We start from the raw sequence: 13,400 nt of genomic DNA, 5'->3' as shown, positions 1-13,400 counted from the left end.
CTCCACCGAGGAGCGGATCCCCAGGGCCCATCCGCTCCGGCAGGTGCGGCGGCTGGCGGATCAGGCCCTCGACCGGCTCAATCCCACCTTCTGCCGGCTCTACCCGCAGGGCGGTCGGCCCTCGATCCCGCCCGAGCAGTTGCTGCTGGCCCTGTTGCTGCAGGCGATCTACGGGATCCGCTCGGAGCGGACGTTGATCGAGCAGCTGGATTACAACCTGCTGTTCCGCTGGTTTGTCGGCCTGAACCCGGACGACCCCGTCTGGCACCCCACCACGTTCACCAAGAATCGCGATCGGCTGCTCAACGAGGAGCTGATGGCCAGGTTACTGGAGCTGCTGCTGGCCTCACCGGAGGTCAAGCCGCTGCTGAGCTCTGAGCACTTCTCGGTCGATGGCACCTTGCTGAGGGCCTAGGCCTCCCACAGCTCCCTGGAGCGGATCGACGGGCCCGACGACGACCCACCACCACCCAGTGGCGGCAACGGCTTTGGCCCTGCTTCTGCCAAGAGCGAGAAGAGAGCCAAGGGTGATTTCCGTGGTCTGCTGCTCTCCAACCAGACCCACCGCTCCAGCAGCGACGGCGTAGGCGCAGTCTTCTCCGAAGGAGTAGCCCGACTGTTCCGCAAGTCCGGTGGGACCGGCGCGTTCCTCAGCTACCTGGGCCATTGCCTGTAGCCACAGGCTTCCGCGCAGCGGTTGGAGAACCGCCACGGTCTGGTGGTGGCCAGTGAGGTGACCCCAGCCGATGGCTACGGCGAGCGTGCGGCAGCATGACGGATGGCCCGTTCGCTCGTTGGGACGCACCGGAAGACGCTGGGAGCCGACAAGGGCCACGACACCAGAGATTTTGTGGCCGACATCCGCTTTGCCGGCATCACGCCGCAAGTGGCGCAGAACATCCAGGCTCGCCGCCGCTCCGCCATCGACGGCCGCACCACCCGCCATGGGGGCTACGCACGGTCGATCAACGCCAGGAAGCGGATCGAGCAGGTGTTCGGCTAGATCAAGCAGGCTGCAGGATTAAGACAACTCAAGGCCAGAGGCCGATCCAGGGTGGGAGCAGTGTTCCGATTGCATGTGGTGGCCTATAACCTGATCCGCCTGGCGAACCTGCTCAGAGCGCGGGAGGCGCTGGCATGAAACGAGCAGTGAGGGGCGCAAGGGGTTCGATGCAGTGCTCCGCGAGACGAGCGGAGGCCAGCAGGGATCGGCCGAGCGAACTTCCCAGATGGTGCCGGCCATCGCGCGCGCTCACGGTACCAGCGCGGCTGCACTCGGTTGGGCCACTATTTCAGCGGCCTCCTAGGCGGTCAGCGATGACCCGCTGGGAAAGGCCTGAGCGGTGCCCAGCAGCGGATGGCGCTAGCGACTGTCACTCACCCTGTTGCGTCTCAATCCGCCTGCAGCGCGTCAATCAGCCCCGATCAGCAGGGCCGCGCGTCCCGGTGGCCGGGCGGCCATCCCAAAGGCATCGGCGTTGCGGAAGCCCTGGGGTTCCCCCGCCAGCACTACCTCGACATGCTCCAGAAAGGCCGTGTCGCGCAGGCCGGACAGCTGGGCTTTGGCTTCAGCCGTGACCAGAGGTGCAGTCCGCTCTGCACTCAGGGCAGTCCTGCTGGCCCGGATGAAGACAGCGATCGCGTTCAGCGCCTCGCCGCCACAGATGGGCACGGTTGCGATGGTGCCAAGCGCTGAGCCAGCACCACACCGGCCGCGCCGCCCAGGGTGAGGGCGAGAAGGGCGGCTACCACCGCCTTGCGTTGCAGCTGGATCAGGGAAGCGTGAAGCCGTGTCCGCAGCTGCGTTTCCCGTTCGAGGCGGCCGACTGTTTCGTTCAACGCCCCCTGAAGGCGTTCGGTGTCGTCCAGCAGGGCCTGCCGATGCTGCTGCAGCCGCTGGAGGTCGGCTTCCGCTTCGGCGAGCTGGGCCACGGAGCAGGCCTTCTCGCTGGCCATCTCTTCAACGAGGCGGCTGGTGGTCTGCCGGCGCCGCAGCACCACCACCGAGCGGGGGCAGGTGCCAAATCCAACCACCTGTTCCCGCAGCCGACTGGCGGCGTTCCTGGAGTTGAGACAGGCCCCGGCTGGATCGCCGTAGCCCTTGGTGCAGCGTTGCACCTTGGCGGTGAACAGCACCGTGTCGCCAACGCGAACCCCGGCCTCGGTCCACACCTCCCGGAGGCGGAACCACCAATGGTCCAGATCGAGGGCCTGGTCACGGTCGGCCAGCTGGAGATTTCGAATGCAGATCGTGTGCTCGGTCTCGCCGTTGCGGCTGAAGCTGCCGAAGCGATCCACCACACCGCTGAACCGATGCACTTCACCGCGCAGGGTGGGAAGAGGCAGAGGCCCGGAGCGTCGGATTGGTCGGGGAGCGAGTCTGGATGGAGCTGAAACCATGGTCTTGAAGTCCATGTTGGTGGTACGTCTCCTTGTCGTTCTCGGCAGAGCCTGCTGATTCATGTCACTCGGCTGTGCTGATCATCCGAACAACTCCCCTGCAAGGAATTCAACGCATCAGCCTCAACTGCCCGAGCTCAAAGGAGCACCGGGCATGGCACGGGAATCCAGCAAGGCGTCAGGGGCATCCGCCTTTTCCCTGCAAAGGAGCTTCTATGTGCGCCGCAGCACGTGACCGTGTGTCTGGGATCCAGTGGCTGAAGTCGCTGGGGAGTTCCAGATTGGTGCTGGTGGCGAGGATGTGGCTGGCCGACGAGCCGGACCGAGGATCAATCAGGAACTATCGAGATTCGCCTTCACCTGAAGGACGGTGAGCAAGAGCCGCTCCGACGACGGCCCCAGCCCAGACAGCCGGCAGGCCGATGATCAGACCAGCAGGAAGCACGAAGGGTGCTGCGATGCCGCCGATGACGGCCCAGGTGATGACCTTGCGTTTTGGCGTGGTGTTTTCAGTCATGGTGTTGGTGCAATGGAAGGGCCCTCGAAGGGCCCGGATGGAAGGTCAAGAGGAAAATGGAGTTCGCTGCTCAGGCCCCCTTCATCTGCTGACTCGATGAGGCCTGTTCATTGGCCTTGCTGTAGGCCATTGCCACCGAGAGCCCAGCCAGACCCAGCCAGCCGATCGGACCAGCGCAGACCAGGACAGTGGCAAGCACGCCTTTGCCGACCACCTCAACCGACTTGCGTTCGTACTCCTCCTGACTGAGTTGGTCCTTCTGGGTAAGCAGGGCGATGGCATCGGGAGCCACAAGGCCGATGCCGGCGGTGAAGGGATTGGCACCGAGCACCGCCTGCGTGGCAGCAACAGCAGTGCCGCGCAGGACGCCGTTCATGGCACCTTTTGCAACGTCGTCACCGATCTTTTCCTCGCAGGCTGCAGCGAGATCGTGTCGGCCGGCATCACGGAAGCCCTGGGCCTGGGCAAGCCGGTGAACGGCGGCGAGGCCGCCACCCATCACTCCGCCGAAGGCCCCTGTCTCCAGGGTGTCGCCGGCCACGTCGGCCAGGTCACCCGTGACCCCAGGTGTGGCTTGCTCCGCCACCTCGAAGGTGTAGGCCTCGGCCTCCGCGATTTCGGCATCACTCATCCGTCGGTCGCCGACCTGCCAGTTGAGTTCAGCTGGTGCGTAGACGCCATTTTCGGCCGTGCTGCCACCGCCATTGGCGTGGGGCTGCCGATGGGCCCAATGGATCGAGGGATCGTCCACCACGGCGCGGATGCCATCGATCGAGCCCTTGGCTTCTGCGGGCACGTTGTGGTCGAAGACGGCTCGGGCCTCGGCCATGGTTCGCATGTCGCCGTGGGTGCCATCGCTGCGCAGCTGTTGCACCAGGTCGGAGGGCAGATCTTCGAAGCGGATGGATCGGTAGGCCTCAACGCCGGCAAAGGCGTTCGCGGCGGCGACAGCCGGGAACGTAACGGAGGCTGGATAGTCGATGGTGTCGACGAGATCGGCAGGCCGGCGCGGGGTACTGGAGCCGGAGCTTGACCTGGCACGGTTGGAGGAAGACGGCATGGTTAGAGGAACCATTGAGGCTGGGGAGGGCTGTGCCTCCTGGACCCCTCCCGTTCGTTCCAGCCATCGGCGCCTGATTCATCCGGTGGAATCCGAAGCTGACGGCCTACCTGCCGCAGCCCTGGCGGACGATCTGATCCCTCAGCTTGCCTATCGCTCCACGGGCGGGAGCCTGAGCGGAGAACAGCAGTTCCCAGGCCAAGGCGCGATTCCCTTGCCTGAGCTGCTGTTCGATCGCGGCCATCCATTGGGATTCCTCCGGGCCGAGGCTCTGCAGAAGCGCTGTGGCGCTGGCCATCTCGGCCGCTGGCGCGCCACGAAGTTGCAGGGTGGCGAAGTCACCTCCGTTGGCACCGCGTGGGCGCAGCCGGATCAGGACGGTCTGCCCGGGCTGAATTGCGGCGAGGGGCCAGGGGATCGGTCCCTCGATCGGGGCCTTTGAGGAGGCGAGCCGTTGCCAGAGCATCTGGCCTCCTGCCTCGATCCGCACCTCATTGAGCGGATCGATGGCCAGGATCGTGGGCTTTGCCAGGGGAGTTCTCGCTACGTCCCCTTGCTCAAGGCCCGTTGTTACCCAGGGGGTCAGCACACAGACGGACTCCCCGGCGGCTGCGCGGCTACCCCCGACCGCCGTAGGGCGACCCAGACCAAGAAGCTGCCGCAGACGCTGCAGGGCCGATGGGGAGATCTCAGGAGCTTTTCTGCTGGCCGGAGAGGGGGTCTGTTGAGGCTGAGGAGCCCCCACCACCGGCAGCGGGCCTGGGAGGGCCAGGAGGCTGATGAGCGCAGGGATCGGCAGGAATCGGGCAGGGTGCGTCATCTCACAAACGGCGTAGCAGGGCGGTGGCGGAAAGGCCCACCAGAGGAAGAAGGATCGGAATCAGGACACCAACGCTCACTGCCATCTGGAAGCTCAACGGAATGGTGATCAGCAGGATCGCGCCGATCGCTCCGGCCTGCCGAAGCGGCCGTGTGCTGGCCGCCGCCACCACCACCCCGAGGCCGGAAGCCAAGGCCGTGGTGCAGGCGACCGAAGCAGGCGTCAGCCACCAGCCCAGGCGTAGGCTCTGGGCGAGAACGGCCTGCACTAAGGCACCGGGCATGTCCGCACTGGAGCCCCCCCATCGGGGCAAGGTGGTCTGCACGGCCAGCGGAGCCATGAAGCGGTCGCTGCGCTGCTCGCCCCGGTAGCCATCGTCGCCGACCAGCAGGACGGGGGCGTGCAGAGAGGGGAGGTCATCGGGGCGGATCTTCTTGATCAGGGGCACCCAGTCGATCGACCAATCGATCACCGCATCGGCCGGCATCGTTCTTGCGGATGGGCCTGCGATCGCGTGGGCGAAGTGGCTGTAGCCGATCGCATGCAGAAGGCGTAGCGGTGGAGGCTTCAGGGAGCTGTCACCACCCGGCGGTGTGCCCACGGAGAGGTTGTAGGCCTGTAACCCGGCTGCTCGCAATGGGGCGATGGGTCTGGAGTCGTCGCCGGCCTGGGGAGCCTCCGTTTCAGCGCCGAAATAGCCAGCGAAGACCTGGGGCCTGCGCTGCTCGGCAATGACGCGAACCAGGGCAGCCATGCCGGCCGGATCGGGTCCCACCTGATCAAGCACCACATCAAGGCCCACCCGCGGCACCCTTGAGGGAGACGTGCCCCGCAGGATCTCCGCCAGGGCGGCACGGGAGACCAGGGAATCACCGGGGCGATCGTTGAGGGTCGCCTCGCTGCTGCGTTCGTCCAGCAGGAACACGGGCAGCGCTTCCCCTCGCGGGCCGCCCTGGCCGGTGCGCTCACGCCAGTGGCGCTGGAGCTGGAGGCGGCCATTGAGCAGGGCGGTGTCGATGGGATTGGACGGCACCAGATCGGAGACGACTCCAAGGCTCACGGCCAAGGTGGCGGCCGCGAGCTGCCCTGGTCGGCTGCTCGCCAGACGCAGCAGAAACAGCCGGCGGCGGCGAAGCGGCAGAACGAAGCTGCAGGCCCCGGGGGCGGTGTAAAGGCTGAGCAGCAGAGGGGTGCCAGCCGGGCCGTTCATCTCCAGCTGATGCCTGGTTTCCAGAACGGCATCGGGCAAGGCCCGCCCGTTCTCCAGGGCACTGAGCAGGGTGGCGAAGGCCTGAGAGGCCCCCTGTGAAGGCACCGGATCGCGGAAACACAGCACCCAGCCGATTCCAGCGGCTGTGAAACCCCGGGCCAGGTCGATGCCGCTGCAGCTGTTGAGCAGCGCCAGATTCAGGCCGCGACCAGCAGCCACGATGAGCTCGGCCTGCAGAGCATGGGCCGCCAGCCAGCTGCCATCGCCAAGATGCAACCGTCCGCCGCCGGCGGAATCAGCGTCCGAATGGCCCAGGAAGATCAGGCCATCCCAACCCTGGGGATCGATCAGAGCCGAGCGGATCGCGGCCTCTCGGCAACCTGTCCCGCGCAGGGTGACCAGCTGAATGCGGCCTTTGCTGTGGAGGGCCTCAAGTCTGGCGATCTCTTCCCCGAGGGACAGGGTGGTTTCATCTCCGAGCAACAACAGCAGACGGGGCTGGCGAACCGCCGCTGGCCTTTTTGTTGCAGCCGTACCGGTTGGAGCAAGACGCCAGATGGGTCTTCCCAGGGGAAGGGTTTCCCAGGGAAGCCGCTCGAGAACACCACGGCGTTCCTCGCAGCGCAGCCGCAGCGGGATAGTCGGCTGGGCGGCAAGCACCTGGCGGAGCGGCAACCAGGCGGGTTGATCGAACCATTCGGCCAGGGCTTGGCAGAGCTGCTGGCCATAGATCCCCACCACATCGGCACCGATCGGCGGGCCACCTGGATCGTGATGGGCCAGGAAGCGGCGCCGCCAGGCCTGGTAGTGGGCCAGCAGATCCGAAGGTGCTTTGACGTGAAAGACGTGGTTGCCACCTGAGCTCACCACGAACGCGGTGATCGGATCGGCGAGGTCATCGGCCTGCAAGTGCAGATCGATCGATCTCATGCTGCGGAGTCCGGGAACTGGAGGGTCGGCAGGATCAGCGCTTCGTTCTGGCCGGAGCGCAGGGCCACATCGATCAGGTCTGTGCTCGCGGGGAAGCTGAGTTGCAGGTCAAGGCTGTCGGCGGAGCTGACGCTCTGCCTGAGGCTCCCCTGCTGGGCGGTGATCTCGAGGCCATCGGGGAGCAGATCACCGGCAAGATCAGGAACCAGGCGCAGCAGCAGAGCCTCCGGGCGGGTGCCACCGCTGGCAATCAGCAACAGCCGAAACCGCTCGATGCATCGAGCCACCTGATCGCCGTACACCAACTGATCGCCTGCCAGCCCGAGCGGGATGGCGAGGATGGCAAGCGCTCGCTCCTCAGCCGTCGTGGAACCAGCCAAGCCACCGCTGCGGAAGACACCGGCGGTGACGGGTACGAGTTCAGCGCCTAGGCCGGCGAGAGCCGAATCGATCCTGCCGCTCAGCCAATCGATCATCTTCACCCCCACCTGGCCGGGGGGGGAGGCCCGCAGGGCAAGGCGGGGCAAGGCCTGCGGCTCCATCACCTGTACGAGCACCAGGAGGCGATCCACTCCCCCCTGAACGACGGCCAGATCCAGATCGAAGGCGCCGTCCGTTTCCCAGCTGCTGCCCATGGCCTGAAGAAACTCGGCACCGGTGAGCACCCCGGGAAAGTGAACGACGCTGTTCTCCCCATCCACCGCAGCAACCAGCAGCAGCTGGGGCGCGGAACCAGCCAGGCGCCAGGGGGCCAGTTCCACGGACACGTGGTCACTGCTGAGGCCAGTGATCGCCAGTTGAACGGCAAAGCCATTCAGGCTCAGCAACCTCGAGGGATCCTCCGGATCGAGCTCCGGCCCGAGAGGAAGATCCACCTGGCGCTCGGCCATGGCCTGTTGCAGGCCCAGCAACGCCATCCCCCGCAGCTGGCGCTGCCATCCGCCGCTGCAAGTCTGCTCCAGCTGCTGGCTGCTGAGGATGAGCGCACCTTCAGGCAGTGGCATGGCCTCAAGGGATTCCTGCGAAGCGGGGGAGGTCATGGGAGGTTCATGTGCTGCTGAACCCAGCGGCGAAGAGGGGCAACATCCCCCTCTCGTTCGGGCTCGCTGAGGTGATTCCGCAATGCCGTGACGAGCTTCTCGGCTCCCTCCACGCTGGTGGTGACCGCAGCGAAGGCGGGCAGGCGCCTGAGCTCCATAGCAGCTCTGGTGGCGATCGCCATGGCGTGAACCTTCAGCTTGAGCTTGCGGCTCACCTGAGTCTGGGAGCAACGGCAACGCTCGGCGAGGGGGCGTTGCCCAAGGCCTTCGGCGTAGCCGCTCCAGAGGCAGTGGAGCAGCTCCCGGTCCTGCTCTGGAACGTTCAGAACGGCGGGCAGGTAGGACTGCATGGCCCGATCCAGGGCCGTCTCGATTGCAGAGCGCAGGGCCTTGGCATCGTCCAAGTCGCTGGGTAGATCGCCGTCCAGGCTGCTGGGATCGGCAATGTCCGGCACCTCGGCCTGAAGCACCTCCAGGGAGCGCTGCCAGCGGCCGCTTCGGAGCAGCCGCACGGCGTCGGCCATGGCCTTGAGCGAGGCGCAGGTGATCTGAGCCGGTTGGGTGGGATCGACCCGCTCGAAGAAGGCCTGATCAGGGTTCCAGCCGCTCTGGCGGCCCGTGCGGGCCTCATGGAGCTCCTTGGCCAGCCGGTACTCAGGCAGGTAGGCCTGATGCAGCGCCACCGCCGAATCGCCGGTCAGAGAGCCCTTGCCGAGCGATTCCCAGCTCTCACGGATCCGCCTGGCGCTGGTGTCAGCCAGCAGGGCCCAGTCGCCGATCAGCAGCAGACCCTGCTCTTTGAGGTAGGCCTTGAGGCCGTTGTGGGCCTGGAACTTCTGCCGCGCCCAGTGCGGCAGCCCGCAATGCCCTGGCTGGTAGCTACGTACCACGTCCAGTGTGAAGGGATCCGGCCGGCGGGAGGGTTGGTCGGGCCTGGCGTAGGGGAGAAGGCGCCCGTCATCATCGAGGGCGTAGCTGGCCAGGGCGATCAGATCGAGCTGGTAGGCCCGGCCGAACTGGCGGTGCAGGGCGTGCAGCTTGGCCTCCAGCGGCCAGCTGACTCGGCAACGCAGACAGAGCAAGACACCCCGATCGTCCTGCTGTCGGGTGGCATCCAGGAGAAGCTGGTCAGCCGATGCAGAAGGCGGTTCTGGATCGATTTCCAGCCGGCGGAGGGCCTCTCCGCAAGCTTCCGGGGAGATGCCGCCGATGGCGAGGGCCTGGCCGGCAACTGAGGTGCGGATCAGACAGCGCAGCTCCTGGTAATCCCTGGGCATCACAGACAACTCCGCTGGCCCAGTATGGAGCGCAGGGGGGGTGCCCTCCAGCCGTTCAGTCATCTGTTCGAGTCGTAGTCCATGGGTACAAGGCGTCTGTTCAAGAGTGTTGGCCCTTTGCTTGCAGTAGGTGCCATCAGCTGGGGAGTGGCCGGGTACGCCCAGCCGCAGGCCGGCCCCGGTCTTTTGCAAGAAGTCGGCAAGGAAAAACCAAGTTCATCGGTGAATGCGAAGAGAATTCTAGTTGATCAGGCCAATGTAATGGTTGGACGGGGTGATTACAAATCGGCGATCCCGTTATGGGAAAAAATTCTTGTGATGGTGGAGAGTAGATATGGCCCTTATCATATAGAGACCGCCACCAGCCTCAATAACCTCGCATATCTGTACGACAACCAAGGCAACTACGCCAAGGCTGAGCCCCTCTACCTCCGCGCCTTGGCGATCAGGGAGAAGGTGCTAGGTCCTAATCACCCCGATACTGCCACTAGTCTCAATAACCTCGCATATCTGTACGACAACCAAGGCAACTACGCCAAGGCTGAGCCCCTCTACCTCCGCGCCTTGGCGATCAGGGAGAAGGTGCTGGGGCCCAATCACACCGATACTGCTACAAGTCTCAATAACCTGGCGGCACTATACGATAGCCAAGGTGCCTACGCCAAGGCTGAGCCCTTCTACATCAGCGCCTTGGCGATCAAGGAGAAAGTGCTGGGACCTAATCACCCTTCGACCGCTACCAGCCTCAATAACCTCGCATATCTATACGACAACCAAGGCGACTACGCTAAGGCTGAGCCCCTCTACCTCCGCGCCTTGGCGATCAGGGAGAAGGTGCTGGGGCCTAACCACCCCGATAGTGCCACTAGTCTCAACAACCTCGCGGAGCTCTATTTCAACCAAGGCGCCTATGCGAAGGCTGAACCTCTGCTTCTGCGCGCCCTGGCGATCAGGGAGAAGGTTCTGGGTCCTAGTCACCCTGATACTGCAACCAGTCTCAACAACCTCGCGCAGCTCTATTTTACTCAAGGCGCCTATGCCAAGGCCGAGCCTCTCTTCCTGAGAGGCCTTGCGATCACCGAGAAGGCGCTGGGGCCTGGTCACCCCGATTACGCACGAGGTATAAATAATCTCGCGCAGCTCTATTTTACTCAAGGCGCCTATGCCAAGGCTGAGCCTCTCTTTCTGCGAGGCCTTGCGATCACCGAGAAGACGCTGGGGCCTGATCACCCTTCGACAGCTATCAGCCTCAATAACCTCGCGTTCTTGTACCAGAGCCAGGGTGCCTATTCGAGAGCGGAACCTCTAGTCCTAAGGGCCCTAGCGATCACCGAGAAGACGCTGGGGCCTGATCACCCTTCGACCGCCGCAAGCCTCATGAACCTCGCGTTCTTGTACCAGAACCAGGGTGCCTACGCCAAGGCCGAGCCCTTCTACCTGCGTGCCCTTGCGATTGCCGAGACGGCGCTGGGGCCTGATCATCCCGAAACCGCAGGTGTTATCAGCAAGCTTGCATGGCTCCATTTCAATCAGGGTGCCTATGTCAAGGCCGAGCCTCTTTACCTTCGCGGATTGGCAATAACAGAGAAGGCGCTGGGGCCTGATCACCCTTCGATCGCCTCATTTCTCAATAGCCTCGCCCTCTTGTACCAGAGACTAGGCGCCTATGCCAAAGCGGAGCCCCTCTTTTTGCGTGCTCTTGCGATAGCGGAGAGGTCGCTGGGTTCTGAGCACATAGAAACCGCACGTGGCATCAACAACCTCGCGCTGCTCTATTTCGGTCAAGGCGCTTATGCCAAGGCTGAGCCTCTCTTCCTTAGAGGCCTTGCGATCAACGAAAAGGCGCTGGGGGCAGATCATCCTACGACCGCCACCAGTCTCAACAACCTCGCGCTGCTCTATTTACGTCAGGGCTCCTATACCAAGGCCGAGCCTCGCTTCATTCGCGCCCTTGCGATCACCGAGAAGGCGCTGGGGCCTGGACACCCCGAAACCGCACGAAGCATCAATAACCTCGCACTAATCTATTTAGAGCAGGACGATTTTGCCAAGGCCGAGCCTCTGATCCTCCGAAGTCTGGCAATCAACGAAAAAGCGCTAGGATCTGATCATCCTATGACCGCCACCAGTCTCAACAACCTCGCTTTTATGTACGACAAGCAGGGTGACTACGCCAAGTCGGAGCCCCTTTATCTTCGCGCCCTTTCAATTACGGAGAGAGTGCTGGGCCCTGACCATCCCGACACCGCAAGCAGCATCAACAATCTCGCGCTGCTCTACTTTAATCAAGGCAGCTACGCCAAGGCTGAGCTTCTCTTTCTGCGCGCGCTACAGATTAACGAAAAGTCGCTCAGTGTCAATCATCCCACCACCGCTAACAGCCTTGACAGCCTTGCAGTGATATACAACAGTCAAGGTGACTATTTCAGGGCCGAGAGCTTTTGGCTTAGAGGCGTCCGTAGCACTTCCTTGTTTCTCCAGACCGAACTACCATTGTTGCCAGAATCGCGTCGCCGTGATCAGCAAAAAGTTCTTGGACGGTCTTCTGAGATGCTCTACGGAGTTGCCACTCGTTACAGCAACGGTCCGTCCCTAGCTCTTTTCTCTCGGCTAAATCAACATGGTCTATTGCAGGAGATTGAGCAGCGACAGACGTTACTGTCTCGGTACCCTGGCCTGCAACGCCAGTTCAAGGAGCAGATCACCAGTCTCACCACCAGCTTGGCCGCTATTAACCTGTCGCATACTCAAAGGCTTGCACTGCAGCAACAGAAAGCTGAGCTGGAGCAGCAGCTCTATCGCCTCCTGCCTGCTCTCCAGCCCCGGGTGGTGGAAGTGAGTCAGGTGGCCAAAGCTCTTCCTGCCGATGGCGTGCTGGTGGAGTTTCAGCGGTATCAACCCTTTGACGGGCAGAAACCCCCCAAGCAGCGCTGGGGCCCTGCTCGCTACCTGGCGCTGATCCTCCAACCCAATGGATCGGCTGCCGCGGTTGATCTCGGTGAGGCTGCAGCGATTGACAGCGCGGTGGCGGCCGCGATCTCGGCCTCTGCTCAGTCTCAGAGTGATGCCGATCAACTCCTGGCCGGGGTCAGCAAGCTGGTGCTCACTCCGTTGCAGCCCCAACTAGCCTCCAGCCGCCAATGGTTCCTCTCCCCAGACGGAGAACTGAACCGCGTTCCCTTTGCCGCCCTTCCGTCTCCAGTGGCCCCAGGCAAGACGGTGGGCAGCAGCGTGAACCTGCGGCTGGTTACCACCGGCCGGGATCTGCTGCGTTTCCAGGAGCCTGCGGCGCGTGGCCAATCGCCTCTGGTGATGGCCAATCCAGCGTTCGATCGCAAGGGCGCTCAGGTCGCTTCCGGTCCGGTTCAGATGAGCCAGCTGCTGGGAAATCAACAGCGTTCCGCGGTCGTTGGCTCAAAGGGCTGGACCGCTCTCCCCGCCACGGCCGTGGAGGGTCAGCAGATCGGAGCGCTTCTGCGCTCCCAGCCCCTCACCGGTTCGGATGCCACGGTGCTGCGCCTCCAGCGCAGTACAGGCCCACGGGTAGTTCACATCGCCACCCACGGCTTTTTCGCACCGGATCAGAAGACTAAGCCCACCGATCCACTGGTCGCCGTGATGGAGCGCAGCCAGCAGCTCGCAGGATTCGCCGGTGAAGATCCGATGCTCAGAAGTGGTCTGGTGCTAGCCGGTGCCAACCAGCCCGGTGCCGATCCCAGCGATGACGGCTACCTCACTGCCGCCGAGGCGACAGCCCTGCAGCTGGAGGGAACCGAGCTGGTGGTTCTCTCGGCCTGCTCCACCGGTCAGGGCGATGTCCGCACAGGTGAAGGTGTCTACGGTCTGCAGCGTGCGCTGACCGTCGCCGGAGCCCGCACCACCTTGCTGTCTTTGTGGAAGGTGGACGACAAGGCCACTGCTGCCTTCATGGAGGCCTTCTACAACCGCCTCAAGGGCGGAGCAGGCCGTGCTGAGGCGCTGGCTGCCACCCAAGCGGAATTCCGCAACCATCCGAACACCGCCTGGCGACAGCCCTACTACTGGGCGGCCTGGCAGCTCGTGGGTGACTGGAGGCCCATCAAGGGGCTCTGAAGGCCCCTGGAGCCGAGGCGCGGCGCCGCAACAGAGCTGAATCGGTTCGTCTTT

At 63.9% G+C, this 13,400-nt stretch carries 9 protein-coding genes and 1 pseudogene; 2 read left to right on the top strand and 8 right to left on the bottom strand.

Annotation, left to right across the window (positions count from 1 at the left end):
* Positions 1 to 1,141: pseudogene (locus L107_RS09125) on the top strand (IS5 family transposase); the annotation flags it as partial.
* 270 nt (positions 1,142 to 1,411) lie between these two features.
* Here L107_RS09125 and L107_RS09120 read toward each other — a convergent pair.
* The 8 genes from L107_RS09120 to L107_RS09085 form a co-directional block, all read right to left on the bottom strand.
* Complete coding sequence (locus L107_RS09120; RefSeq protein WP_159818069.1) at positions 1,412 to 1,672, bottom strand: hypothetical protein; 261 nt, start codon at positions 1,670 to 1,672, stop codon at positions 1,412 to 1,414.
* Complete coding sequence (locus L107_RS09115) at positions 1,645 to 2,319, bottom strand: hypothetical protein (RefSeq protein WP_159818067.1); 675 nt, start codon at positions 2,317 to 2,319, stop codon at positions 1,645 to 1,647. The genes L107_RS09120 and L107_RS09115 overlap by 28 nt, the downstream gene beginning before the upstream one ends.
* A gap of 421 nt (positions 2,320 to 2,740) precedes the next feature.
* On the bottom strand, positions 2,741 to 2,917 hold the full coding sequence (locus L107_RS09110; RefSeq protein WP_159818066.1) for a hypothetical protein: 177 nt from the start codon (positions 2,915 to 2,917) through the stop codon (positions 2,741 to 2,743).
* A gap of 70 nt (positions 2,918 to 2,987) precedes the next feature.
* The gene (locus tag L107_RS09105) at positions 2,988 to 3,977 is read right to left on the bottom strand and encodes a hypothetical protein (RefSeq protein WP_159818064.1); all 990 of its coding nucleotides are present in this window, start codon (positions 3,975 to 3,977) and stop codon (positions 2,988 to 2,990) included.
* Positions 3,978 to 4,083: 106 nt separating this feature from the next.
* Positions 4,084 to 4,566, bottom strand: coding sequence for a hypothetical protein (locus L107_RS09100; protein ID WP_159818062.1), 483 nt, complete (start codon positions 4,564 to 4,566; stop codon positions 4,084 to 4,086).
* A 232-nt stretch (positions 4,567 to 4,798) separates the two neighbouring features.
* Entirely contained in the window at positions 4,799 to 6,937 is a 2,139-nt protein-coding gene (locus L107_RS09095; RefSeq protein WP_159818060.1) for a CHAT domain-containing protein, read from the bottom strand.
* Positions 6,934 to 7,941 (bottom strand): hypothetical protein, encoded by a 1,008-nt coding sequence (locus L107_RS09090; protein ID WP_159818058.1) that lies wholly within the window; start codon positions 7,939 to 7,941, stop codon positions 6,934 to 6,936. The genes L107_RS09095 and L107_RS09090 overlap by 4 nt, the downstream gene beginning before the upstream one ends.
* A gap of 32 nt (positions 7,942 to 7,973) precedes the next feature.
* Positions 7,974 to 9,254 (bottom strand): hypothetical protein, encoded by a 1,281-nt coding sequence (locus L107_RS09085; RefSeq protein WP_159818056.1) that lies wholly within the window; start codon positions 9,252 to 9,254, stop codon positions 7,974 to 7,976.
* A 186-nt stretch (positions 9,255 to 9,440) separates the two neighbouring features.
* Between L107_RS09085 and L107_RS09080 the strand changes: the two genes are divergently transcribed.
* Entirely contained in the window at positions 9,441 to 13,346 is a 3,906-nt protein-coding gene (locus tag L107_RS09080) for a CHAT domain-containing protein (protein WP_236550603.1), read from the top strand.
* Positions 13,347 to 13,400 lie beyond the last annotated feature (54 nt).

This window comes from Cyanobium sp. Copco_Reservoir_LC18 (assembly GCF_009834675.1).
Lineage (GTDB): Bacteria > Cyanobacteriota > Cyanobacteriia > PCC-6307 > Cyanobiaceae > Cyanobium > Cyanobium minutissimum.
Note: the sequence above shows the minus strand (reverse complement) of the source record. Positions and strands in the feature narration are given on the sequence as shown.